General features: G+C 68.9%; 20 protein-coding genes and 1 pseudogene. 11 read left to right on the plus strand and 10 right to left on the minus strand.

Going from position 1 to position 23,020, the window contains the following annotated elements; genetic code table 11:
• Positions 1 to 25 precede the first annotated feature (25 nt).
• Positions 26 to 1,114, plus strand: a complete 1,089-nt coding sequence (locus GGR66_RS19640; protein ID WP_237475386.1) for a carotenoid 1,2-hydratase — start codon at positions 26 to 28, stop codon at positions 1,112 to 1,114.
• A 58-nt stretch (positions 1,115 to 1,172) separates the two neighbouring features.
• A complete protein-coding gene (locus tag GGR66_RS19645) occupies positions 1,173 to 2,270 on the plus strand; it encodes a lipocalin-like domain-containing protein (protein WP_255421805.1) in 1,098 nt (365 codons plus the stop codon).
• A gap of 326 nt (positions 2,271 to 2,596) precedes the next feature.
• Here GGR66_RS19645 and GGR66_RS19650 read toward each other — a convergent pair whose 3' ends face one another.
• Together GGR66_RS19650 and GGR66_RS19655 are read right to left on the minus strand one after the other, a co-directional pair.
• The gene (locus tag GGR66_RS19650) at positions 2,597 to 4,126 is read right to left on the minus strand and encodes a YifB family Mg chelatase-like AAA ATPase (RefSeq protein ID WP_184450057.1); all 1,530 of its coding nucleotides are present in this window, start codon (positions 4,124 to 4,126) and stop codon (positions 2,597 to 2,599) included.
• Positions 4,127 to 4,139: 13 nt separating this feature from the next.
• Positions 4,140 to 4,409 carry an accessory factor UbiK family protein gene (locus GGR66_RS19655; RefSeq protein ID WP_160968666.1) on the minus strand — a complete coding sequence of 90 codons (270 nt, stop codon included), beginning with the start codon at positions 4,407 to 4,409 and terminating at the stop codon, positions 4,140 to 4,142.
• 176 nt (positions 4,410 to 4,585) lie between these two features.
• On the opposite strand from GGR66_RS19655, the gene GGR66_RS19660 reads away from it, so the two are divergent.
• Positions 4,586 to 4,924 (plus strand): P-II family nitrogen regulator, encoded by a 339-nt coding sequence (locus GGR66_RS19660; RefSeq protein ID WP_010341856.1) that lies wholly within the window; start codon positions 4,586 to 4,588, stop codon positions 4,922 to 4,924.
• A gap of 500 nt (positions 4,925 to 5,424) precedes the next feature.
• Here the strand turns inward: GGR66_RS19660 and speE are convergent, their stop codons facing one another.
• Positions 5,425 to 6,276, minus strand: coding sequence for a polyamine aminopropyltransferase (speE, locus tag GGR66_RS19665; RefSeq protein WP_160968664.1), 852 nt, complete (start codon positions 6,274 to 6,276; stop codon positions 5,425 to 5,427).
• A gap of 351 nt (positions 6,277 to 6,627) precedes the next feature.
• Between speE and speA the strand changes: the two genes are divergently transcribed.
• The 3 genes and pseudogenes from speA (at position 6,628) to GGR66_RS19680 (ending at position 10,557) form a co-directional block, all read left to right on the plus strand.
• On the plus strand, positions 6,628 to 8,517 hold the full coding sequence (gene speA / locus GGR66_RS19670; RefSeq protein WP_160968662.1) for an arginine decarboxylase: 1,890 nt from the start codon (positions 6,628 to 6,630) through the stop codon (positions 8,515 to 8,517).
• Between the two features lie 207 nt (positions 8,518 to 8,724).
• A pseudogene (locus tag GGR66_RS19675) lies at positions 8,725 to 9,814 on the plus strand (acyltransferase).
• Between the two features lie 92 nt (positions 9,815 to 9,906).
• Positions 9,907 to 10,557, plus strand: coding sequence for a carboxypeptidase-like regulatory domain-containing protein (locus tag GGR66_RS19680; RefSeq protein ID WP_184450059.1), 651 nt, complete (start codon positions 9,907 to 9,909; stop codon positions 10,555 to 10,557).
• Positions 10,558 to 10,635: 78 nt separating this feature from the next.
• Here GGR66_RS19680 and GGR66_RS19685 read toward each other — a convergent pair whose 3' ends face one another.
• A complete protein-coding gene (locus GGR66_RS19685) occupies positions 10,636 to 11,562 on the minus strand; it encodes a LysR substrate-binding domain-containing protein (protein ID WP_184450061.1) in 927 nt (308 codons plus the stop codon).
• A 100-nt stretch (positions 11,563 to 11,662) separates the two neighbouring features.
• Here GGR66_RS19685 and GGR66_RS19690 point away from each other — a divergent pair, with 100 nt between their 5' ends.
• The 3 genes from GGR66_RS19690 to GGR66_RS19700 are packed head-to-tail and all read left to right on the plus strand — an operon-like array spanning position 11,663 to position 12,962.
• Positions 11,663 to 12,013, plus strand: coding sequence for a carboxymuconolactone decarboxylase family protein (locus GGR66_RS19690; protein WP_184450063.1), 351 nt, complete (start codon positions 11,663 to 11,665; stop codon positions 12,011 to 12,013).
• On the plus strand, positions 12,013 to 12,411 hold the full coding sequence (locus GGR66_RS19695) for a tautomerase family protein (protein ID WP_167087927.1): 399 nt from the start codon (positions 12,013 to 12,015) through the stop codon (positions 12,409 to 12,411). The genes GGR66_RS19690 and GGR66_RS19695 overlap by 1 nt, the downstream gene beginning before the upstream one ends.
• Positions 12,408 to 12,962, plus strand: a complete 555-nt coding sequence (locus tag GGR66_RS19700; protein ID WP_184450065.1) for a DUF4865 family protein — start codon at positions 12,408 to 12,410, stop codon at positions 12,960 to 12,962. Before GGR66_RS19695 ends, GGR66_RS19700 begins: the two co-directional genes overlap by 4 nt.
• A gap of 18 nt (positions 12,963 to 12,980) precedes the next feature.
• Here GGR66_RS19700 and GGR66_RS19705 read toward each other — a convergent pair whose 3' ends face one another.
• The 6 genes from GGR66_RS19705 to radC all read right to left on the minus strand — a co-directional run bounded on the left by GGR66_RS19705 (position 12,981) and on the right by radC (position 21,184).
• Positions 12,981 to 13,988: a pyridoxamine 5'-phosphate oxidase family protein gene (locus GGR66_RS19705; protein ID WP_184450067.1), complete on the minus strand. Its 1,008-nt coding sequence runs from the start codon at positions 13,986 to 13,988 to the stop codon at positions 12,981 to 12,983.
• Positions 13,989 to 14,165: 177 nt separating this feature from the next.
• Positions 14,166 to 16,226, minus strand: a complete 2,061-nt coding sequence (locus tag GGR66_RS19710; RefSeq protein WP_184450069.1) for a TonB-dependent receptor — start codon at positions 16,224 to 16,226, stop codon at positions 14,166 to 14,168.
• A 243-nt stretch (positions 16,227 to 16,469) separates the two neighbouring features.
• Positions 16,470 to 17,225: an SDR family NAD(P)-dependent oxidoreductase gene (locus GGR66_RS19715; RefSeq protein ID WP_184450071.1), complete on the minus strand. Its 756-nt coding sequence runs from the start codon at positions 17,223 to 17,225 to the stop codon at positions 16,470 to 16,472.
• Positions 17,226 to 17,760: 535 nt separating this feature from the next.
• On the minus strand, positions 17,761 to 18,603 hold the full coding sequence (locus GGR66_RS19720; protein ID WP_184450073.1) for an SPOR domain-containing protein: 843 nt from the start codon (positions 18,601 to 18,603) through the stop codon (positions 17,761 to 17,763).
• A gap of 15 nt (positions 18,604 to 18,618) precedes the next feature.
• Positions 18,619 to 20,307, minus strand: a complete 1,689-nt coding sequence (argS, locus tag GGR66_RS19725) for an arginine--tRNA ligase (RefSeq protein WP_184450075.1) — start codon at positions 20,305 to 20,307, stop codon at positions 18,619 to 18,621.
• Positions 20,308 to 20,509: 202 nt separating this feature from the next.
• The gene (gene radC / locus GGR66_RS19730) at positions 20,510 to 21,184 is read right to left on the minus strand and encodes a DNA repair protein RadC (RefSeq protein ID WP_160968640.1); all 675 of its coding nucleotides are present in this window, start codon (positions 21,182 to 21,184) and stop codon (positions 20,510 to 20,512) included.
• A 96-nt stretch (positions 21,185 to 21,280) separates the two neighbouring features.
• On the opposite strand from radC, the gene coaBC reads away from it, so the two are divergent.
• Together coaBC and dut are read left to right on the plus strand one after the other, a co-directional pair.
• Positions 21,281 to 22,552: a bifunctional phosphopantothenoylcysteine decarboxylase/phosphopantothenate--cysteine ligase CoaBC gene (gene coaBC / locus GGR66_RS19735; protein WP_184450077.1), complete on the plus strand. Its 1,272-nt coding sequence runs from the start codon at positions 21,281 to 21,283 to the stop codon at positions 22,550 to 22,552.
• Entirely contained in the window at positions 22,549 to 23,019 is a 471-nt protein-coding gene (gene dut / locus GGR66_RS19740; protein ID WP_017907877.1) for a dUTP diphosphatase, read from the plus strand. The genes coaBC and dut overlap by 4 nt, the downstream gene beginning before the upstream one ends.
• Position 23,020 lies beyond the last annotated feature (1 nt).

Below are 23,020 nucleotides of genomic sequence, written 5' to 3' on the forward strand. Positions count from 1 at the left end.
TCAATACCAGTCAGGGGATTCCGTCATGAAAATGATTCGGATGCACGGACTCGTGCATGCTTTCGCGATCGCCGCTCTCGCGTTTCCTGCGACAGTGCTTGCGCCGGTGGCGGCAGCGCAGGCGATCGGGACATTTCCACCCATCGAAACAAGTATCTCGCTCCCGCACGACGAAGCTTCCCATCGCCAGCCTGCCGAATGGTGGTATATGACCGGTTTCCTGGACGGGACCGATCCTTCTGGGGGAAAACACTCATACGCGTACGAAATGGTGGTATTCCAGATTGTCGGCGTCGCCAATACCCCGCCGATCTACGATGCGCATTTCGCGATCTCGGATCTTGACCGCGGCGACTTTCGCTTCAAGAAGCAGGTGGTGACCGGGCCATTCACCACCTCGACCGATCGTTTCGATCTGGACGTCGCCGGCTTCCAGATGGGCGGTTCGATGGGGAGTTACTATGCCAAGGCCGCGCCTGTGGACATGGATTACGCCATCGATCTCGGCACGCAGGCGCTGCAGAAACCCACGTTGAACGGCACCAATGGCGTGGAAACCTACGGTGAATTCATCTCGCCGTATTACTCCTTCAACGTCAATGCAACCAGCGGCACGGTGTGGGATCACGGCGTGCCGGTCAAGGTCACCGGCACCTCCTGGTACGACCACGAGTGGGCCAACGGTATTCCCGGCGATGCCAAAAGCGGATGGACCTGGTTCGGCGTGTCGCTGGACGACAACAGCCAATACAACATCAGTTTCTTCATCAAGGGCGACGGCACGGTCGATCAGGCGCTCGCCGTCAAGACCGCCGACGGTCACTACACGCCGCTCGATCCCAGCGCGCTCAAGCTCCAACGGATCGGCAGCTGGACGAGTCCCAATACCGGCTACACCTATCCGGCGCAATGGAAGGTCACCTTGCCGGACGGCGCCATCACCATCACGCCGATGCTGCAGGACGCCGAGCTGTATGCGCCGGCCACGCAGAAGTTCTATTTCGAGGGTCCGGCCAAGGTGGTCGGCACCGTGGCGGGGAAATCGATCACCGGCAAGGCGTTCGCCGAAATGAATCCGTGGGGCGTGGAATGGGGTGCGCGCGTCCTGCCTTGAAGTCGTCCAATCGCATCCAGCCAGCATGACATCCGTCATCACTTTTCAGGGGATCACAATGCGTCTATCCACCAGAACGTTCAGCCGCTTCCGCGGCTGGCTCGCCGCTGCCATGGTCATCGCGTGCGGCTTCTCGTCCGCACCCGCGGCCGCGCAGGTGTTCGAAGAGCCTGCACCGATACAATTGCCGCGCGACGAAGGTCCGCACCACAGCCAGTTGGAATGGTGGTATTTCGTCGGCCACCTGTATGGCGTGGACCCGAGCGGTGCCAAGCGCGAGTTCGGTTACGAAGTCACCGTGTTCCAGTTGTGGCCGATCGGCTCCGGACCTGCCACCTACTCCTGGCACTTCGCGGTGACCGACGTCAACAACAAGCTGCACAAGGTGGAAGAGCGCGTCGTCACCGAGCAGATTCCCGATCGGAAGGGATCGTTCGATTTCACCAACAAGGACTGGTCGATCAGCGGTTCGCAGCAGAATTACACGATCAAGGGCGCCCTCGGCGATGGACGCTTCGCCATCGACCTCAAGACCAGCAGCGACTTGCCGTTCGTGCTGCATAACGGCAATGGCGTGGTGGACTACCGGCCCATCGCCAAGACCTCCGCCTACTACTCGTCCACGGCGCTGGATACCGAAGGCACGGTCTACGACAACGGCGTGCCGATCAAGATCATCGGCACGTCGTGGCAGGATCGCCAGTGGTTCGTGAAGGGCATGGCGTCGGACGAAAACGGCTCGTTCTTCGGCGGCGGCTGGAACTGGTTCGCCATCCAGATGGATAACGACACCCAGTACATGCTGTATTACCTGCAGGATCCCAACACCGGCGCCATCACCAACAAGTTCGGCACGCGCGTATCCAAGGGCGTGGCGACCCCGGTGTCCGGCGACCAGATGGACCTGCAGCGGCTGGCGACCTGGACGAGTCCGAACTCCGGCTACACCTACGAGTCGAAGTGGAACGTGATCCTGCCGGAAGGCAACCTGCTCATCACGCCGCTGGTCGACGACCAGGAGATGCTCTGGACCGGGCACCGCACGTATTGGGAAGGCGCGTCGCAAGTGGTCGGCACCCTCAACGGCGCCGCCGTGACCGGCCGCAGCTACGTCGAAGTCAATCCGTGGCGGCAGCCCTACACCTCGCTGCCCTGATCGACCCGACGCATTACCGTGGTTGTGTTCCAGGCGGAGAAATCCGCCTGGAACATCTGTATCTGAGGGGGCTGTGGCCCTCAGTAGCCGTGGCATCGTGCCGAGCGGCGATGGCCGGCGCTCAGTGGACCGATTGCGCGACCGCGAGTCCTGAACGATGCGGCGGAAGCAAGTGTAAAAAAGCGTCCCAGGCGATCGACATCCGGGCGCATGCGCGATGCCGCCGATCACTTGTCCGCAAGGCGTGCCCACGCCAGGTCGTGCGGTGAATGGGGCAGATATCCGCCGTACCCAGCCGGCAGCGACGCAACCGTGTCCCGGATGCCTTACGCGCTGCGCGCCACCGGCGCCTGTGCGGGCTCGCCCCGGTCCAACTGCCGGTAAGCGATGGCCTCGGTCAGGTGCGCGGTGGCGATGCGCTCGCTTGCGTCCAGGTCGGCGATGGTGCGGGCTACGCGCAGGATCCGATGCAACGAACGCGCCGACAGCCGCAGGCGGTCGATGGCCTGTTCCAGCAGCGCCTCGTCGCGTGGCTGCAGGCGGCAGTCGCGCAGGGTGTCGCTGTGGCCGAGCTGGCCGTTGGGCCGGCCGGCACGCGCCTGCTGGCGTTGCCGGGCCAGCTCCACGCGCTCGCGCACGACGGCGCTGGCTTCGCCGGGCGTCGCATCGGCGCGCAGCGCCTGTGGCGGGAGCCGCGGCACTTCCACGTGCAGGTCGATGCGGTCCAGCAGTGGGCCGGAGATGCGCGCGCGGTAGCGCCGCACCGCGTCCTCGCTGCAGCGGCAGCGGCCGCTGGGGTCGCCGGCCCAGCCGCAGGGGCAGGGATTCATCGCCGCCACCAACTGGAAGCGCGCGGGAAACTCGGCGCTGCGCGCCGCGCGCGACACGGTCACCTGGCCCGACTCCAGCGGCTCGCGCAGCACTTCCAGCGCATGCCGGTTCCATTCCGGCAATTCGTCCAGGAACAGCACACCATGATGCGCCAGGGAGATCTCGCCCGGGCGCGGATGGGTGCCGCCGCCGACCAGCGACACCGCACTGGCGGTGTGGTGCGGTGCGCGGTACGGGCGTTGCCGCCAGCGCGACGGATCCACGCCGCGGCCGCTGACCGAGGCGATGGCCGCGCTCTCCAGCGCCTCGGCCTCGCTGGCCTCGGGCAGGATCCCGGGCAGTCGCGAGGCCAGCAGGGTCTTGCCGCAGCCCGGGCTGCCGATCAGCAGCAGGTGGTGATGCCCGGCCGCGGCGATCTCCAGGGCGCGCCGCGCCTGCGCCTGGCCGCGGACGTCGCTCAGGTCGGGAAAGGGCGCGGCGACCGCGGGCGGTGCGGTCGCCGCTGGCAGGGTCTTGCTGCCGTTGAGCAGCGCGCAGACCTCCAGCAGGGTGCGCGCGGTGAAGGCCTGCACGTGTTGCGCCAGTGCGGCCTCGGCGCCGTTGTCGGCCGGGACGATCAGGGTGCGGCCGGCCTGGGCGGCGGCCAGCGCGGCCGGCAGGACGCCGTCGACCGGGCGCAGTTCGCCGGTCAAGGCCAGTTCGCCGAGGAATTCGTACTGGCCGAGCACCTGTGGGTCGAGCTGGCCAGCGGCAGCGAGGATGCCCAGCGCGATCGGCAGGTCGAAGCGGCCGCCCTCCTTGGGCAGGTCGGCCGGGGCCAGGTTGACGGTGATCCGCCGCGCCGGGAATTCGTACTGCGCGCAGAGCAGGGCGGCGCGCACGCGATCCCGCGATTCGCGCACCGCCGCTTCGGGCAGGCCGACGATCTGCGTGGCCGGCAGGCCGCCGGACAGATGGACTTCGACCCGAACCGGAGGCGCAAGCACCCCCGCGCGGGCACGGCTGTGCACCAGCGCCAGGCTCATGGCGGCGGGTGGATCAGGTGTTGGCGCTGGGCGTCTGGCCGCTGCGCGCCGCTTCCAGCGCGGCGACGCTGCGCTCCAGCGCTTCGAGCTTCTCGCGCGTGCGCAGCAGCACTGCGCGCTGCACTTCGAACTCCTCGCGGGTGACCAGGTCGAGCTTGCCCAGCCCGGCCTGCAGCGCGCTCTTGAAGGTGCTCTGCAGTTCGTCGCGGGATTGGCGCAGGCCCGGCGGCACCAGGTCGCTGAGGCGGCGGGCGAGGTCGTCGAGATGGTTGAGGTCGATCATGGCTGTGCTCCGGCAGGTGGCGTCAGAGTGCGGCACCGGAAAGGTCGGGACCATCGGGATCGGACGCGGCGCGCTGTCGGAAAATTCCGGCGTTGGGGGCGCGCGATCATTGAACCCGACGGCCGCCGATCGCGCAACCGCGCTATCCTGAGGCCATTGTGATTGGAGAACGCCGCATGAAGATGATCATGGCCGTGATCAAGCCGTTCAAGCTCGACGACGTGCGCGAAGCGCTCGCCGCGCAGGGCGTGGCCGGCATCACTGTCACCGAGGTCAAGGGCTTCGGCCGGCAGAAGGGCCACACCGAGCTGTACCGCGGCGCCGAGTACGTGGTCGATTTCCTGCCGAAGGTGAAGCTGGAAGTGGCGGTCAGCGAGGACCAGGTCGAACGCGTGGTCGAGGCCATCGTCAAGGCCGCCGCCACCGGCAAGATCGGCGACGGCAAGGTGTTCGTCTATGACCTGGGTACCGTGGTGCGGATCCGCACCGGCGAACTGGATGCCGACGCGCTGTAGTGCGCTATGCGGTTCTTCGATCCGGCGCCCCCGCGCGTCGGCGCTGACATGTTCGTGTTCCGTCCGTGTGGCAATCAACTGTCATGCCGCCGCGACACGCGAGGTGGCGCGCTTTCCGATGGCCTAATGCGTCGGGACTGAAGTTCCTCCCACAGTGCACCCGGCGAGTTCGCCGCAAGCCCCTGTGGGAGTCGACTGTGATGCAACCGCGACAAGCGAAGCCGAAAGCCGACTGACACTCTCCGTCGTCGGGACTGAAGTCCCTCCCACAGCGCAGTCCTCCGACAAGGCGAGTGCCGCACCTGTGGGAGTCAATTGTCATACCGTGGCGATGACCGGGGAGCGTATGGGGCGTGATCGCGTGCGATGGCATTGAGCCAGCGCAGGAACGTGTGCATGCAGGCGACGATGGCGACTTTGGCTGGTTTGCCGGCCGCGCGGCGGGTCGGCAGCGGTATCGGCGCACGCCCGAATGCGCGCGCCGATGCCGGCGGCGGCGATCAGCCGCCCAGCGCCTCGGCCACGAACGGCGGCAGCACCTGGGTGCCGGTGTGCAGGTGCGCGCTGTAGTAGCGGGTGGCGAACGGCTTGGCCGCGGCGTCGTCCTGGCGGAAGTCGAAACCGCCCTGCTTGCGCGCCATGGTCACGCTCCACCAGCCGGTCGGGTAGCACGGCTGCGGGAACGGCACGGTGTGGAAGCTGGCGAAGCCGGCCTTGCCCATCTCCGCGCGCATTTCCTTGATCAGGTCCAGCAGCGCCAGCGGCGATTCGGACTGCTGCACCAGGATGCCGTCGTCCTTCAGCGCCTTGAAGCAGCTCTCGTAGAAGGCCTTGTTGAACAGGCCTTCGGCCGGGCCGACCGGGTCGGTGGAGTCGACGATGACGATGTCCACACTGCCGGCCGGGCAGTTGGCCATGTAGGCCACGCCGTCGTCGAACAGCAGCTCGGCGCGCGGGTCGCCGTTGGATTCGCACAGCTCGGGGAAGTACTTCTCGGCCATGCGCGTGACCTGCTCGTCGATGTCGCACTGGGTGGCGCTTTCCACGCCCGGGTGCTTGAGCACTTCGCGCAGGGTGCCGCAGTCGCCGCCGCCGATGATCACCACGCGCTTGGGCGCGGCGTGGGTGAACAGCGCCGGGTGGCTGATCATCTCGTGGTAGAAGAAGTTGTCGCGCGTGGTCAGCATCACCGCGCCGTCGATCACCATCAGCTTGCCCCAGTCGGTGGTGTCGTAGATCTCGATCTTCTGGAACGGCGACTGCACCTCGTCCAGCTTGCCGGTGATGCGGTAGCCGATGGCCGAGCCGGTGGGCTGGAAGTGTTCGATGTACCAGTTGTCGTTGGCGCTCATGGAATGTCCTAGGAAAGCAAAAAGAATGCAGCATTTCCTTCTCCCCCCGGGAGAAGGTGGCGCGAAGCGCCGGATGAGGGTCGGGCGCAGCCTCGTGCAGCCAGGCCACGCGACGCTGTTACCACACTCTCGCCGGATGAGGCTCGTGCGCAGCCTCGCGCAGCCAGGCCACGTGAGACTGTGACCGCGCCCTCTCCGGATGAGGGCGAGGCGCAGGCCACGCCAGGCGCCCGCGAACCCGGCCCGGCTCCACCAGGAGCCGAGGGCGTCGGAACGGCGCGGATTGTAACGGACCCCACGCGTAGCAGGGGTTACAATCCACGCCCTTTTTCCGTCAGCCGAGCCGCCACGATGAGCGATTGGTCCCTTGACCAAGCCCGCAAGACCTACTCGATCCCGCACTGGGCCGACGGGTACTTCGACGTGGACGCGGCCGGCCGGGTGGTGGTGCGGCCGCAGGGCGCCGACGGCGTGGCGATCGCGCTGCCGGAGGTGGTGGACGCCGCGCGCGCGGCCGGGGCCAAGCTGCCGATGCTGGTGCGCTTCCCGGACATCCTCGGCGAGCGCCTGGGCAAGCTGCAGAGCGCCTTCGCCCAGGCCCAGGCGGACTGGGACTACACCGGCGGCTACACCGCGGTGTACCCGATCAAGGTCAACCAGCATCGCGGCGTGGCCGGCACCCTGGCCAGCCACCAGGGCGAGGGCTTCGGCCTGGAGGCGGGCAGCAAGCCGGAACTGATGGCGGTGCTGGCGCTGTCGCGGCCGGGCGGGCTCATCGTCTGCAACGGCTACAAGGACCGCGAATACATCCGCCTGGCGCTGATCGGGCGCAAGCTCGGCCTGCAGACCTTCATCGTCATCGAGAAGCCGTCGGAGCTGAAGCTGGTGCTGGAGGAAGCGCGCGCGCTGGACGTGAAGCCGGGCCTGGGCGTGCGCATGCGCCTGGCCTCGCTGGGCGCGGGCAAGTGGCAGAACAGCGGTGGCGACAAGGCCAAGTTCGGGCTGTCGCCGCGGCAGGTGCTGGACCTGTGGAAGACCCTGCGCGACACCGAGTACGCCGACGCGCTGAACCTGCTGCACTTCCACATGGGCTCGCAGATCTCCAACGTGCGCGACATCGCCAACGGCATGCGCGAGGCCACCCGCTATTTCGTCGAACTGTCCAAGCTGGGCGCCAAGATCAGCCACGTCGATGTCGGCGGCGGCCTGGGCATCGACTACGAAGGCACCCGCTCGCGCAGCTACTGCTCGATCAACTACGGCCTGCACTCCTACGCCAGCAACATCGTGCAGCCGCTGGCCAGCGCCTGCGAGGAGCACGGCCTGGCGCCGCCGCGCATCGTCACCGAGTGCGGGCGTGCGATGACCGCGCACCATGCGGTGCTGATCGCCAACGTGTCGGAGGTGGAGCAGGCGCCGGAAGGCCGCGTGCCGGACGCGCACGACGACGAGCCGGCTGCGATCCGTCACCTGCGCGAGATCCATGCCGAGCTCGACCAGCGCCCGGCGGTGGAACTGTTCCAGGAGGCGCAGCATTTCCACGCCGAAGGCCTCAGCGGCTACGCCCTGGGCCAGATCGACCTGACCCATCGCGCGCGCATCGACGACCTGTTCTACGCCATCGCCCACGGCGTGCGGGCGCGGCTGAGCCACGAGGAAAAGAGCCACCGCCCGGTGCTGGACGAACTCAACGAGCGCCTGGTCGACAAGTACTTCGTCAACTTCAGCGTGTTCGAATCGATTCCCGACGTGTGGGCGATCGATCAGGTGTTCCCGATCGTGCCGATCGAGCGCCTGAACGAGGCGCCGGCGCGGCGCGGCGTGGTCTGCGACATGACCTGCGATTCCGACGGCATGGTCAAGACCTACGTCGAGAATGAAAGCCTGGACAGCTCGCTGCCGCTGCACGCGTTGCGCCCGGGCGAGAGCTACCGCATCGGCTTCTTCCTGGTCGGCGCGTATCAGGAGATCCTCGGCGACATCCACAACCTGTTCGGCGACACCGATGCGGTGGAAGTGGCGGTGGAGGGCGACGGCTACCGCATCGCCCAGCAGCGCCGCGGCGACACCACCGACGTGATGCTGGACTACGTCGGCTACCGCCTGGACGACCTGCGCGCCGCCTACGCCGAACGCGTGGCCGCCGCGCAGTTGCCGGCCGCGCAGGCGACGGAACTGGCCGACGCGCTCGAAGCCGGCCTGACCGGCTACACCTACCTGTCGGACGAACCGCTGGGCTGACAGCGCGCGATCCGCTCGAGCCCCTCTCCCCCCGGGAGAGGGGTTGGGGTGAGGGTGCGTCCGCGCACGCGAGCATGGGGTTGGTCGCATAGCGCAGCGGCTGCATTTCTAGGCGCGATGCGATCGTGCGGACGCCCGTGGACGGCCGCCGCCGCAACCGCCAACGCAGCCAGTAAGCTGCGCGCTCCCCACCGCCGCCTTCCTACGATGCGCTATCCCGGTCTCGACCTGCTGCGCGCCATCGCCATCGTCTGGGTGATGCTGTTCCATTCCTTCGTGGTCGGTGGACTGGGGCCGGACTGGCAGTGGCTGTCGCGCTACGGCTGGATGGGCGTGGACCTGTTCTTCGTGCTCAGCGGCTTTTTGATCGGCGGCCAGGTGCTGGCGCCGCTGGCCCGTGGCGAGCGGCTGCACTACGGCCAGTTCTACCGCCGCCGTGCCTACCGCATCCTGCCGGCGTACGCGGTGGTGCTGGCGCTGTACCTGGCTTGGCCCGGTTTCCGCGAAGCGCCCGGGATCGCGCCGTGGTGGCTGTTCGCCAGTTTCACCCTCAACCTGGGCATCGACTATGCCAACCAGCAGGCGTTCTCGCATGCCTGGTCGCTGTGTGTGGAAGAGCATTTCTACCTGGTGTTCCCGCTGCTGGCGGCGTGGATGCTGCGGCGGCCGTCGGCGCCGCGTTTCGTGGCGCTGTGCGTGGCCGTGGTGCTGGCCGGCGTCGCCCTGCGCAGCGCCATCTGGCTGCACGGCAGCGCGCTGGATCGCATCGGCGCCGGACTGCAGCGCAACTGGTTCATCGAGGATCTCTACTACCCCACCTGGAACCGCCTGGATGGCCTGCTGGCCGGCGTGGCGCTGGCGGTGCTGAAGACCTTCCGGCCGCAACACTGGCAACGGCTGCAGCGCCACGCCAACGCCCTGGCGCTTGCCGGCATCGTGGTCTGCGCGCTGGCGATGTGGCTGTCCCGCGACCGCACCGGCCTGCTCGGCAACGCGATCGGCTGGCCGGTGCTGTCGCTGGGATTGGCGCTGCTGGTCGGCGCCGGCGCCTCCACGCAGGGATGGCTGGGGCGTTGTCGGGTGCCGGGTGCGGCCTGGCTGGCCGCGGTGTCCTACAGCCTGTACCTGAGCCACAAGGCCGCGTTCCATCTGACCCAGGCGTGGGCCGCTCGCCTTCGCTGCCTATGCCGGCGTGGCGCTGCTGTTCGCGGCCGTCCTGCACTACGCAGTGGAGCAGCCGTTCCTGCGCCTGCGCGAGCGGCGCAGCGCGCCGGTCGCGGCGGCGGCGCGTGGCTGAACGCACGGTGGCCGACCCGTGCGGCACACCCCTGTAGCGCCGCGGTGGATCGTGCTAGCGTGCGCGCCTTCATGGACGAATAGGGGAATGCAATGCCGACGATCACACGCCGTGGCTGGGTCCTGCTGCTGAGCTGCGGACTGGCCGCCGCCGGCCAGAGCGCCGCACAGGTGCGCACGTCGCCAACCGTGGACAGCACGCCGAAGATCCGCCAGACCTCGCCCAGCCTGCCGTTCGACAAGGCGGCAGCCGAGGCCGCGCTGGCCAAGGGCCATGCGACCATCACCGGCGTGGCCTGTGCCTATCACGACAAAGGCATGTATCTGGCCGACAACCGCAAGGTCATGCTGTTCCCGGCGACCCCGTACTTCGAACAATGGGTCGCCCTGCGCAAGAAGTCGGACCGCAGCAAGGAAGCGGTGACCATGTCCGATCAGGCCTACAACACCCGGGTGGAAACCCAGACCGACGCCAAGGGTGCGTTCCAGTTCACCGACATGCTGCCCGGCCGTTACATCCTGGCCATGCAGTTCGAGTTCAACCAGGCCAAGTCGCGCGATGTGTACGTGGGCAGCAGCTACGGCGATGCCGCCCAGGTGGACCATTACGAGCGCCAGGACTACACGGTTGCGCGCAACGACGAGATGTTCAGGGACGTGGAAATCAAGAGCGACGACAGCGTCGTCAAGACCTCGATCAGCAGTGGTGGCGGACTGATCGGCAAGATGTTGCCCTGCAAGTAATCCCGGTACTGCTGCAGGCGCTGCCGTTGGGTGTGGCGCGCGGTGGCAGGTCGCGCGCCACACCATCGGCGCGGCCTGTCATGCCGCCGTCGCTCGCCCATCCCCGACCAGCGCCGCATGCGCCGCCTGCAGGCGCTGTTGCAGGATCTCCGCCAGCCGCGCCACCGCCGGTGGCGGCACGGCGACCGCGCGATGCAGGCTCAATCCCAGCGCCGGCAGCGTCGGCAGGCCGCCGGCGCCGGGCGGGAGCAGGGCCAGTCCGGCTGGCACCCCGGCCGGCGTGCGCAGGGTGATGCCCAATCCGGCGCGCACCGCGGCCCACACGCCGCCGAGGCTGGCGCTGGTGAAGGCGATGCGCCACGGGATGCCGGCACGGTCCAGTGCGGTGGTCGCGGCCGTGCGCAGCAGGCAGGGTGCTTCCAGCATCACCAGCGGCAGCGGCGCTTCACCGCTCCAGCTGGCCGTCGCGGGCAGGCTGCTGCGCTCGGCGGCGGCGATCCAGCGCAGCGGCCACGCCGCTTGCGCCTGCCGATGCGCCGAGGCCGCGCCGGACTCCCAGGCCAGCGCCAGATCCAGTTGTCCGGCCTCCACCCGCGCCAGCAGTTCCTGGTGGCGGGCGATGCGTGCTTCGATCCGCACCTGCGGGTGGGCGCGGGCGAAGCGCCCGAGCACGTCCGGCAGCATGTGCTCGCCGAAATCCTCCTGCAGGCCCAGCCGCACCCAGCCCTGCAGCGCCGTGTCCTGCAGCGCCACGACCGCCTCGTCGTTGAGCTCGAGCAGCCGCCGCGCGTAGCCCAGCAGCGCTTCGCCGGCCTCGGTCAGGGCCAGGCCGCGGCCCTGGCGGCGCAGCACCGGCTGCCCGGCCTGCTCCTCCAGCTTCTTCAGCTGCGCGCTGATCGCCGAGGTGGAGCGCCCGCGGCGGTCGGCCGCCCTGGCGAAGCTGCCCAGTTCCACGCCGGCGACGAAGCTGCGCAGTGCATCGAGGTCGAAAGTCACGGGGCGCATCGGTCGATCCTGTTTTTCCGAATGATCGGTTCGATATTTTCCGATTTTTCGGAAGGTCTTGCGCGACTAGGCTGTGCCCGTTCCCACTGCGAGACCTCCGATGTCCGACCCTGGTACGCCGTTTCCTTCCCCGCAGGCCGCGTTCGGCGACATCGCGCCGGCCTTCGCCCGCCTCACCGACGAGGTGTTGTTCGCCGAGATGTGGCAGCGCCCCGGGCTGTCGCCACGCGAACGCAGCCTGGTCACCGTGGCGGCGCTGGTGGCGCTGTCCCGCCTGGAGCAGTTGCCGCTGCACCTGGCCCGCGCGCTGGACAACGGCCTGGACCGCGACACCCTGGCCGAAGCCATCACCCACCTGGCGTTCTACGCCGGTTGGCCGTGCGCGGCGTCCGCACTGCCGTTGCTGCGCACAGCCGCGGCGGCGGCGCCGGCCACGACGGAGACGCGCTGATGCCGTACGCCCGTATTTCGCTGCTGCGTGGCCACGCGCCCGCCTACCTGCGCGCGCTGTCGGCCAGCCTCTACCAGGCCATGCACGAGGCCTTCGAGGTGCCCGCCGGCGACTGCTTCCAGGTCATCCATCAGCACGACCCGGACGAACTGGTGTTCGACCGCCATTACCTGGGCGGGCCGCGCTCGGATGGCTTCGTGCTGATCGCCATCACCGCCGGCCGCGAACGCAGCGCCGCCTGCAAGCAGGCGTTCTACCGGCGCCTGGTCGAGTTGCTGGCGATCGCGCCGGGGATTGCGCCTGAGGACGTGATGGTCAACATCGTCACCACCGCGGCGCAGGACTGGTCCTTCGGCGGCGGCCGCGCCGGCATCACGGCCAGCGGAGCGCCGGCATGATCGCCATGCAGTACAGCATCGCGTTGCCGGCGGACTACGACATGGCCATCATCCGCCGCCGCATCGCCGACAAGGGGCCGCTGCTCGACACGCTGCCGGGGCTGCAGTTCAAGGCCTACCTGGTCGCCGATCGCACCGATCCGCTCCTGCCCGGCCGGCAGAACCTGTATGCGCCGTTCTACCTGTGGCGCGATGCCGCGGCGATGCATGCCTTCCTTGCCGGGCCCGCGTTCGCCGCGCTGTGCGACGCCTTCGGCCGCCCGGCGGTGCAGACGTGGATGGTCGGCACGGCATGGTCGTCCGCGGCGCTGCGCACGGCGCGCTACGCCACGCGCGTGCTTCAGGCAGCTTCGCCTGCCTTGGGGGACGACCTCGCCGACGCGCACGCGCCCGACGAACGCGTGCTGGCCACGGTGAGCGGTTATGAACCGCAGGGATGGACGCGCCTGCATTTCCGCCTGTGGCGCGAGCTGCCGCCGGCAGACGACGAGGCACAGCGCTATGCCGTGTATCACCTCAGCGCACCCGGCGTGATCGGCGCAGCCGGGTGAGCCAGCTGGGTCGCACGCTCAGTACATGTTCTTCTTGTAATCGGCCTGCAGCCCCTTGCGGACCACGCCGGGCACCGAGACCGCCGCGCGCATCAGCGCGGCCCGGGCACCACGCGCGCCGCTGAGCCTGACGTGGTCGCGGAAGATCGCCGGCGGATCCAGGTCGTGTGCGATGGCGGCGGGCGGCCAACGGTCGAAGCGACCCAGCGCCGGGCTGTGCGTGTCTTCGAGGAGCGCCGGCAGCACCCGTACCGCCAGATGCGGAACGCGTCCATCGACGGCGAGCGCGTTGCGGATTGCCTCATCGGTGCTGGGGCGGGCGAGACCTTCGATGCGCACGCAGCGCGCGCTGCCGGGGCGTAGCGCCAGCAGCGCGATTTGCGGCCGCGCCAGCAGGTTGCCGAGGCTGTCGACGCGGCGATTGCCCGGCCGGTCGGCAAACCACCAGGCGTCGCGGTGGGCTTGCAGCAAGGCCCCGGCGCGATCGCCGCGCGGACTGACATCGACGCGGCCCTCGGCATCGGCGGTGGCCAGGATCAGCAGCCGGCAGCTGGCGAGCAATCCCTCCGGCGTTTCCGCCGGCGTGGCGCCGGTCTGCGCCTCGGCGTGCCACCAGTTGGCGCGGAGCAGGGCCTTGGCGCAGTGCAGATAGCATTCCTCGACCGCGACGAACAGGCGCGTGCCGTCGTCGCCGGCGATGCGGCCATTGATCCGCAGGGTCTCGCCCAACCCGGGCACCAGGAACAGCGAGCCGAAGCCGGCGCCGACATGCGCGTGGGCCGCATCCAGCGCCTGCAGCGGGATCGACAGCAAATGCGGAGTGTCGCCGCGCGCGAAGCCGGGCGCGCCGCTGCCCGCGCTCAGCGCCAGGCGCTGGCTGGCGACGCCGGCGAACAGCAAGGGACTGGCGGCCAGCCAACGCAACGCGTGCGCGTCCAGGTGGTCGATCACCTTCAGGTCGCGCGGGCCGGGCAGGCGGCCCACGCAGTCCTGCAGCTGCGCCGCGTCGGTGACGAAGTCGGTCATCGTGGCGTCTCCCGCAAAGGGAAGACGACGTGGTCGAACGAAGAGGGAGAGAGCATCGCAAGGCACTCCTGTGAACGAGGGAGGCTTGCGCAAAGGCTGGCGACGCCTGGAACCGTACCACACGCGGCGGACGCCGCTTCGGACGACTGCGCGGCCCGCCTTGGCCGCATGACGCCGTTACAACCGCAGTTCGAACCCGAGATAGGCCGAACGCCCGGGCGCTGGCGAGAACATCGGCTGGTCGTTGCCGCCCCAGAAGAAGTTGTCGTACCAGACGTAGGCGTAGCGGCTGTCGGTGAGGTTCTTCACCTGCAGATCGAGGCTGGTGCGCGGGCCGAGCTGGTAGCGCACGCTGGCGTCGACCACGCGGAAGCCGCCGTACTTGCCCTGCGCATTGCGCTCGTCGATGTAGTAGTCGCCCTGTGCGCGCGCCTGCAGCCCGAACTTCCAGCGTGCGTTGGGCCGGTAGTCGACGCCGGCGTTGCTGATGTAGCGCGGGGTGGAGAACACCTCGCGTCCGCGCAGCGGTTCGCCGGTCGCGGTGAAGGCGCTGACCACCTTGGCTTCCTGGATCGCGTGCGACAGCCACAGCGTCCAGCGCTCGCCCAGTTGCGTGCTCAGTTGCAGGTCCACGCCTTGCCGGCGGGTCTGGCCGAGCCCGACCGTGGTGCCGGTGCTGGGCATGTTGGCCACCTCGTCGGTGGCATCCTGGCGCCAGACCGCCACGCGCGCCTCGGTGCCGGCGACCGGCTGCAGCTTCAGGCCCAGCTCCTTGCCGGTATTGATCGAGGGCCGGAATGCGCTTTGCCCCGGCGTCAGGTAGGCCGGGGCGGTGGAGCCGGTGAGGATCTGGAAGGTGCGGCCCCAGTTGGCATACACACTCAGTTGCGGGGTCAGCGCATAGATCACGCTGAGCTTGGGCTGCTCGATCCAGCCGTAGCGCTGCAGTGGCGCATGGATACCGCCGGGCAGCACGGTGTCGCCGGAGAAGCGGTCGACGCGGTACGCGGGGACGATCTTCAGCGCATCGCTCGGTTGGATCACCGCCTGCAGGTACAGACCGAGATTGTCCAGGCTGTAGCGGTCGTCGTTCTGCACGCGTGCCGGGGCGCGATCGAAATCGGTCGGCACGCTGTACGCGTAGCGCGCGCGTCGGTAGCGGTTGTCCTGGTGCTCGGCGTTGAGGCCTGCTTCCACGCTGAGCAGGTCGCTGGCCTGCCAGGTGATGGTGCTGAGCAGGCCGGTCTGGGTTTCGTCCCACTGCCGGCGCTGCCGCGGCGCGTTGCCCAGCGGGTAGCTGGTGAAGGTGACCCGGCGGTCGTCCTGGTAGCGGTTGAGGTACAGCGTGTTGCGCAGCTGCAGGCCGTCGCCGAGCCTGAAGTCGGCGTGCACGCTGGCCTGGCGCATGTCGCGGTCGTCGCCATCGTTGGCGTTCTTCGGCGGCGACTGGTCGCGGTCCTCGGCCAGTTCGGTGGCAGTGAGGAAACCCGGTTCGTCGGCCTCGTGGTGGTAGACGCGGGCGATCAGGCCGATGCGTGCGGCATCGTCCTCCTCGCCATAGAACCACTTGCCGCCGAGGGTGTACTTGCGCGAGGTGTCGTGCGCACGATAGCCGTGCGCGGCCTGCACGCCGACGAAGTAGTTCTGCGCAAGGCCATCGGCCTCATGGCCGGCGGCATACTGCAGTTCGCGCGTGGCGAAGCTGCCGCCACTCAGCCGCAGGTCCTGGTAGTTGCCGCCCTGGCGGGTGGCGATGTTGAAATTGCCGCCGATGTTGTGCAGGCCGTAGCGCGGGTCGTTGGTGCCGCGCACCACTTCGATGTAGGCGATCTCCAGCGGGAAGATCATGTCGATGAAGCGCTGGTTGCCGCTGTTGACGTTGCTCGGCACGCCGTCGATCAGCACCTTGATGCCGTTGAGGTAGCCCTCGCCGTTGAAGGCGCGGAAGGTGACCTTGCCGGACTCGGCGCCCTGCCGGGTTTCGGTGAGCTGCATGCCGGGCATCTGCCCGAGCAGTTCCCAACTGTTCATGACGTTCTTGTCGCCGATCTGCTCGCTGCCGAGTACGTCGACCGAGCTGAGGATGTTGCGCGTGGACAGCGAAGCGGCGCTGTGGCGCCGCGCTTCCACGGTGCCGAGTGTCGTGGTTGTGGTCGTGTCGGTTGTTGTCGTCTGCGCGGCGCCGTCGCCGGCCGCGAGTCCAGCCAGCACGGCGAGGGCACGGGAATCGATCTTCATGGTGTCTGCGAAAGAAAGTGGAGTGGAGGCTGGCGGCAGCGGCGCGGCTGCAGGCGAGCGGGTGGCGCTCGGTCCGATCCACGAACGCGGCGCCACAAAAGTAATGTTATATCATTTCGTTAAGAGCTGTCGGAATCGCCGTGTGGCGACACCACAAGTGCTGCCTTCGCCATGCAGGCGGCCGAGGGCCTTCGCCACGATGGCGGGAGACGTTGGGGCCGCGCGTGGCGGCCCCGCGGCCGTTCAGGCCGGTTGCCGCGCGACCTGGAAGCCGGCGAAGGACTGCGTCACCGGCATGATTTCCAGCCGATTGATGTTCAGATGCGGCGGCAGCGTCGCCACCCAGAAGATCTGTTCGGCGATGTCCTCGGCGGTCATCGGCTGCGCGCCCTGGTAGAGCGTGTCCGAGGCCTTCTGGTCGCCATGGGTGCGGACCAGAGTGAACTCGGTCTCGGCCATGCCCGGTTCGATCGCGGTCACGCGCACGCCGGTGCCGTGCAGGTCCGAGCGCAGGCCCAGCGAGAACTGGCTGACGAAGGCCTTGGTGCCGCCGTAGGTGTTGCCGCCGGGGTAGGGGTACAGCGCGGCGACGGAACTGATGTTGATGATTGCGCCGCGGCGCTGGATCAGCATCGGCAGCAGGCGATGGGTCAGGGTCACCAGCGCGGTGATGTTGGTGTCGATCATCGTGCGCCAGTCGTCCAGTTGCGCGGCCTGCGCCGGCGCGGTGCCCTGCGCCAGGCCGGCGTTGTTGACCAGCAGGTCGATGCCGCGAAAGGCTTCGGGCAGCGCCGCCAGCATCGCGTCCAGGGCGTCGGCATCGCGGATGTCGAAGGCTGCAATGTGCAAGCGCTCGGCGCCGAAGGCGTCCAGCAGCGGCTGCAGGCGCTCGGCGCGGCGGCCGGTGGCGATCACGCGCCAGCCGGCATCGACGAAGCGGCGCACGGCGGCAGCGCCGAAACCGGAGGTGGCGCCGGTGATCAGGGCAGTCTGAGTCATGGTGGGGCCGGGAATGGGGAGTGGGGAATCGGGAATGGTAAAAGCAAAACGCGGTCGCGGGCGTCGACGGCGGCGTATGAAGTCAGCTTGGATGATTGATTGCGGCCAGTGCCAGCGCGACAGCTGCAGATCCCAAGCGCCGTGATGCGCCTTACTTGTCGCAGGGAACGGGGCAGCGCTCGCTTCCCCTCTTCCCCTATTGCTTCCGGCCTTACTGCGCCTGGCCCGCAGTCGCCATCAGGTCCCTGCCATCGAACGACAGCGTCATCACAGGACCGGCACGGCCCAATATCAGTGGTGACGACGCATGCACCGCAAAGGTGAAAGCGGCACGGAAACCGCTCCTCCCATTCCCGAATCCCGATTCCCCAATCCCGGCTTCAGCAGTCGCCAGCAGGCCGCTGCCATCGAACGACAGCGTTATATCAAGGCTGGCGCGGCCAAATGTCAGTGGCAACGACGCACGCACGCGAAGGTGAGAGCGGCACGGAACCCGCTTCTCCCATTCCCGAATCCCGACTCCCGAATCCCGGCCTCACTGCGCCTTGATCGCGATCGCCGACAGCCCGCTGCCGTTCAACTTCTGCTTGGCCTCGGCCAGTTCGCTGGCGGTGCCGTAGGGTCCCATGCGCACGCGGTAGACGGTCTTGCCGCTGATCTGCGCCGATTCCACGCGTGCCGACAGGCCCAGCATCGCCAGCTTGGCCTTGGTCGACTCGGCGTCGCCGGAGGCGCCGAACGAGCCGGCCTGCAGGATGTAGCGTGCGTTGTCGGGCGCCGCGGCCGCGGTTGCGGCCGCCGCCGCTGGGGCGGTGGTCGTGGCCGGCGTTGCGGTGGCGGTCGCCGGCTTGGCGGCGGCGGGGGCGGCGCTGGCGGCCGCAGTCGGCGTCTCCGGCAGCGGGGTCGGATTGGCCGCCGTCGCGGTGGGCGCCGTGGCGACCGCAGCCGGCGTGGTGCCCGGCGCGGCCGTGCCGGCGGCAGCCTGTGCCTTGGCCTTGCGAATCGCCTCGGCGCGCGCGCTGGCAGCCAGTTCGGCGTCGGACATCTGCACTTCCTTGCCGGGCAGCAAGGTGTAGAAGTCGTACTGGGTCTGCGCGTCCTTCTTCGCCTCCGGCTTGGTGCTGCCGGCCGCGTTGGCGGCGGGCTTGGGCAGATCCGGGGCCGCATCGACATCGGCATCGGCCACCGGCGCCGGTTGCGCATCCGGATTGGCGCGCGGGCCGCCCACGCGCAGGAAGTCGCCATCCTTCTTGAACAGGCCCGGCGCGCCGAGGAACACCACCGCGGCGATCGCCGCGCCGGCGATCAGCCACACCCATCCGGGCGTGCCGTTGCCGGTGTTGCGCCGGGCCTGTGTCTTACCGCGTCGTGCTGCCATTTACCGCTTCTCCACTCACATTTTTTCCGGGGCCGAGACGCCCAGGAGATTCAGACCGTTCGCCAGTACTTGCTGCGCCGCCACCGCCAGGGTCAGCTTGGCGTTGCGTTCGCCAGCGTCGTCCACCAGCACCGGGGTGCCGTGGTACCAGGTGTGGAAGGCCGTGGCCAGTTCGCGCAGGTATTGCGCGATCAGATGCGGCTCCAGCGCATGCCCCGCATTCTCCACCACTTCCGGGTAGCGCGAGAGTTCCTGCATCAGTTCCAGCGAGGTCGCGTCGTTCAGCCGGTTCAGTTGCGCCTGGCCGTCGGCCTGGTCGTAGTCCAGCTTCTTCTCCTGCGCCTGGCGCAGCAGGCTGCACACCCGGGCATGCGCGTACTGCACGTAGAACACCGGGTTGTCGTTGCTCTGCTGGCGCGCCAGGTCGATGTCGAAGGTGAGCTGCGAATCGGGCTTGCGCGCGATCAGGAACCAGCGCGTGGCGTCGCGGCCGGCTTCCTCGATCAGGTCGCGCAGGGTCAGGTAGCTGCCGGCACGCTTGGACAGCTTCACTTCCTCGCCGCCGCGCATCACCGTGACCATCTGGTGCAGCACGTATTCCGGCCAGCCCTTGGGGATGCCCAGGTCCATCGCCTGCAGGCCGGCGCGCACCCGCGCCAGCGAGCCATGGTGGTCGGCGCCCAGCTCGGTGATGGCGCGCACGTAGCCGCGCTGCCACTTGCTCAGGTGGTAGGCCACGTCCGGCACGAAGTAGGTGTAGCTGCCGTCGGACTTGCGCATCACGCGGTCCTTGTCGTCGCCGAAATCGGTGGATTTCAGCCACAGCGCGCCGCCCTCTTCATAGGTATGGCCGGAGGTGATCAGCTTCTGCACCGCCTCCTCGACCTTGCCGTCGCGGTACAGCGAGCTTTCCAGGAAGTAGATGTCGAAATCCACCCCGAACGCGGCCAGGTCGTGGTTCTGCTCGTTGCGCAGATAGGCCACGGCGAAGCGGCGGATCGCATCGAGGTCCTGCGGATCCTTGGCGCCGGTGACCACGTGGCCTTCCAGGTCCACAGCGGCGCCGGCCATGTAGGCGTCGGCCACGTCCTGGATGTAGTCGCCGCGGTAGCCTTCCTCCGGCCAGTCGGGGCTGTCCGGGGTCTTGCCCAGGGCGCGCGCCTGCACCGAGCGCGCCAGGTTCTCGATCTGGTTGCCGCCGTCGTTGTAGTAGAACTCGCGCTTGGCGTTCCAGCCGTTGGCCTCGAGCAGACGCGCCAGGCAGTCGCCGATGGCCGCGGCGCGGCCGTGGCCGACGTGCAGCGGCCCGGTCGGGTTGGCCGAGACGTACTCCACGCCCACGGTGCGGCCGTTGCCGACCAGGCTGCGGCCGTAGTCCTCGCCCTGCTTGAGCACCGACAGCACCTCGCGCTGGTAGGCGCCGGGACCGAGGTGGAAATTGATGAAGCCGGGGCCGGCGATCTCGACCTTGCTCACGTCGTCGTTGGCCGGCAGCGCGTCCACCAACTGCTGGGCGAGGGCGCGCGGATTGGTGCGCGCGGCCTTGGCCAGCAGCATCGCCGCATTGGTGGCGAAGTCGCCGTGCTCGCGGGTCTTGGGCCGCTCGACCACGAAGTCCGGCGGCAGGGTGTCGGCCGGCAGGGTGCCATTGGCGCGCAAGGCTTCGATGCCTTGACCGATCAGGGCGCGGAGTTGGGATTTCACGAGATCTCTGCTTGAAGCGCGGAACCGGCGATTTTACCCGACCCGCCGCCTCCCGGCCCGCCCCGGGTTCAGCCCGACCTCAGCCGTGACGCGGCGCCCGGCGCGCATCGGCGCCTGGACCGGTCGCCTGCCTTGCGGAATCCCGGCTGGCTGCGCCGGGACGGGCGCCACGCCAGCACGGTTCGCCCCCCACCGCGGCGGCTCAGGCCCAGCCGCGCGACGCCATCGAGACCGGCACGCCGTCGCCGACGATGAAGTGGTCGAGCAGGCGCACGTCGATCAGGTCCAGCGCCTGCTTCAGCCGCTCGGTGACGGCGCGGTCGGCGGGGGAGGGCTCCGGGTTTCCGGACGGGTGGTTGTGGCCGATGATCACCGCGGCGGCATTGAGCGTGAGCGCGCGCCGGACCACCTCGCGCGGGTGCACCTCGGCGCCGTCCAGGGTGCCCTGGAACAGTTCCTCGAAGGCCAGCCAGCGATGCCGGGTGTCCAGGAACAGCGCGGCGAACACCTCGTACGGCCGCGATCGCAGGCGCTGCGCGAAGTAGCGGCCGGCGCTGACCGGGTTGCTGAGGGTGTCGCCGCGCTGCAGTTCCGCGGCCAGGTGGCGCTGGCCCAGCTCCAGCGCCGCCGACAGCTGGCAGGCGCGCGCCGGCCCCAGCCCGGGCAGGCGCACCAGGTCGCCGGGTGTTCGGTCCAGCAGCGTGCGCAGCGGCCCATGCCGCTGCAGCAGGTCGCGCGAGGTGCGCACCGCGTCGCTGCCGGGCAGGCCGGAGCCGAGAAAGATCGCCAGCAGTTCGGCGTCGGAAAGGGCCCGGGGACCGCGTGCCAGCAGCTTTTCCCGGGGACGTTCTTCGCAGGGCCAGTCGGAGATGTGCATATCGCCAGGGTGCCGGCCGACATGGCGCAACGGTATCAGGCCGCCAAAACCCATCGGGTAAGCTAATCGTCCTTGTATGGGTAGGACATTCCCGACGTGACCCCGATTTTGGAAAGGCCCCTGCAGGGGCGACGTGTGCTGTTGTGCGTCGGCGGGGGAATCGCCGCCTATAAGGCGCTGGAACTGGTGCGGCGCCTGCGCGACGCCGGCGCCGAGGTGCAGGTGGCGATGACCGCCGGCGCACAGCAGTTCGTCACCCCACTGAGCTTCCAGGCGCTGTCCGGCCATCTCACCCGCACCACGCTGTGGGACAGTGGCGCCGAGCAGGCGATGGGCCACCTGGAACTGGCGCGCTGGGCCGAGCACGTGGTGGTGGCGCCGGCCACCGCCGACCTGCTGGCGCGCCTGGCGCACGGGCTGGCCGACGACCTGGTGGGTACGCTGTGCCTGGCCAGCACCGCGCCGCTGACGGTGTGCCCGGCAATGAACCACCGCATGTGGCTGCACCCGGCCACCCAGGCCAACGTCGCCACCCTGCGCCAGCGCGGCGCACAGGTGGTCGGCCCGAACGATGGCCCGCTGGCCGAAGGCGAGTCCGGCCCGGGCCGCCTGGCCGAACCCGAGCAGATCGTTGCCGCGCTGGCGGGGCATACGGACCAGAGCGCCGTGTCGGCCGCCGCGGCCGCCGTCCCGTCGCGTTCCGGCACTGCCACTGGCACAAGCGCCCTGCGCGGCCTGCGCATGGTGATCAGCGCAGGCCCCACCTACGAAGACCTGGATCCGGTGCGCTACCTGGGCAACCGCAGCAGCGGCAAGATGGGCTACGCGCTGGCCGCGGCCGCCGCCCGGCTGGGGGCCGAGGTGGTGCTGGTCAGCGGTCCGGTGCATTTGCCTACGCCCGCCGGCGTGCAGCGCATCGACGTGCGCTCGGCCGCGCAGATGCGCGAGGCGGTGTTCGGCGCGCTGCCGGCGGACATCTACATCGGCACCGCCGCGGTTGCCGATTACACGCCCAAGCAGGTGGCGGTGCAGAAGATCAAGAAGAGCGGCGAGACCCTGACCCTGGAACTGACCCGTACCCCGGACATCCTGGCCGAGGTCGCCGCGCAGACCCAGGCGCTGAAGCTGGTGGTCGGCTTCGCCGCCGAGACCCACGACATCGAGCGCTACGCCCGTGGCAAACTCGCCGACAAGCACCTGGACCTGATCGTGGCCAACCGGGTGGGGGTGGCCGGGAACGGCTTCGAGAGCGACCAGAACGCGGCCACCGCCTATTGGCAGGATGGCGAACGCGACTTCCCGGCGGTCTCCAAGACGCAGCTGGCCGAACAACTGCTGGACCTGATCGCGCAGAGGCTGCACGCATGAGCACTCCCACGCCCTATCCGCTGCAGGTGAAGCTGCTGGATCCGCGCTTCGGCGACAGTTGGCCGCTGCCCGACTACGCCACCGAAGCCAGCGCCGGACTCGACCTGCGCGCGGCCACCGAGGCGCCGCTGACCCTGGCGCCGGGCGACACCGCGCTGATCCCCAGCGGCCTGTCCATCTACATCGCCGATCCGCAGCTGTGCGCGGTGGTGCTGCCGCGCTCGGGCCTGGGCCACCGCCACGGCATCGTGCTCGGCAACGGCACCGGCCTGATCGACGCCGACTACCAGGGGCCACTGCTGATCAGCGTCTGGAACCGCGGCCGCGAGGACTTCACCATCGCCCCCGGCGACCGCATCGCGCAGCTGGTGGTGATGCCGGTCGTGCGCGTCGCCCTGCAGGTGGTGGATACTTTCGCCGACAGCGCCAGGGGAACGGGTGGATTCGGCCATACCGGAGTGCGCTGAC

The sequence above is a fragment of the Xanthomonas sp. 3498 genome, assembly GCF_014199795.1.
GTDB lineage: Bacteria > Pseudomonadota > Gammaproteobacteria > Xanthomonadales > Xanthomonadaceae > Xanthomonas_A > Xanthomonas_A rydalmerensis.